This window comes from Pseudonocardia bannensis (assembly GCF_012911875.1).
GTDB lineage: Bacteria > Actinomycetota > Actinomycetes > Mycobacteriales > Pseudonocardiaceae > Pseudonocardia > Pseudonocardia bannensis.
Genome location: NZ_JAAXKZ010000271.1, coordinates 1 through 1,101, shown reverse-complemented (window position 1 = coordinate 1,101; position 1,101 = coordinate 1). Strand labels below are relative to the sequence as shown.

Here is a 1,101-nt window from a genome sequence, read left to right as displayed (position 1 = left end):
GCCGCCGCTGCCGGTGAGGCCCCGGTGCGGCTCAACCTGGTCGCGGCGTGGCGGGGGGCCACGGTCTTCACCGAGGCCGAGCGCGCCGCGCTGGAGCTGGCGGAGGAGGGGACCCGGGTCGCGGATGCGGGCACCGGGGTCACCGACGAGGTGTGGGCCTACGCCGGCAAGCACTACGACGAGGAGCAGCTCACCGCGCTGGTGATCCTGGTCTGCTTCATGAACGCGGTGAACCGGCTGAACATCATCTCCCGGCAGCCGGCCGGCGACTACGAGCCCGGGCAGTTCCACTGATCGGCATCGGCCGCGGGGAGGATGCGGTATGGGCAAGGCCGAGGAGTTCGAGGAGCTGCGGCCGCTGCTGTTCTCGATCGCCTACCGGGTCCTGGGCAGCGTGGGTGAGGCCGAGGACGCGGTGCAGGAGACCTGGCTGCGTTTCGACGGCTCGGTGACGCGGCCCACGTCGACCAAGGCCTTCCTCTCGGCGACGGTCACGCGGATCTCGATCGACGTGCTCCGTTCCGCGCGGGTGCGGCGGGAGGCGTACGTGGGCTCGTGGTTGCCCGAGCCGCTGCTGAGCGATCCGTACCAGGATCCGGCGCGGTCGGCGGAGCTGGCCGATTCGGTGTCGATGGCGGCGCTGCTGCTGCTGGAGCGGCTCAGCCCGCTGGAGCGGGCGGTGTTCGTGCTGCGGGAGGTGTTCGCCTTCGGGTTCGACGAGGTCGCGACGGCGGTGGGGCGTTCCGAGTCGGCGTGCCGGCAGCTGCTGGTGCGGGCGAGGCGGCACATGGAGGCCGGGCGGCCGCGCTTCGAAGCGGACCGGCAGGAGCGGCAGGGGCTGGCGGACCGGTTCTTCGACGCGCTGAAGAACGGCGATGTCGGCGGGCTGCAGGAGCTGCTCGCCGCCGATGTGCAGCTGGTCGGCGACGGCGGCGGCAGGGCCCCACAGCTGGCCCGGGCCATCGCGGGAGCGGAGAACGTCGCCCGAGTGCTGGGCGCGGTCTTCCCCTGGCTGATCCGGATCGACGTGTCGTTCGAGCCGCACGAGGTCAACGGCCAGCCCGGCGCGATCTTCCGCGACCGGGACGGCAAGGTGCTCTA

At 72.4% G+C, this 1,101-nt stretch carries 2 protein-coding genes; both read left to right on the top strand.

Annotation, left to right across the window (positions count from 1 at the left end):
* Positions 1 to 294: carboxymuconolactone decarboxylase family protein (locus HF519_RS30135; RefSeq protein WP_169416331.1), on the top strand; the 294-nt coding region annotated here is incomplete at its 5' end.
* A 28-nt stretch (positions 295 to 322) separates the two neighbouring features.
* Positions 323 to 1,101, top strand: a 779-nt coding sequence (locus tag HF519_RS30130; RefSeq protein ID WP_169416329.1) for an RNA polymerase sigma-70 factor, incomplete at its 3' end; no start/stop codon positions are given.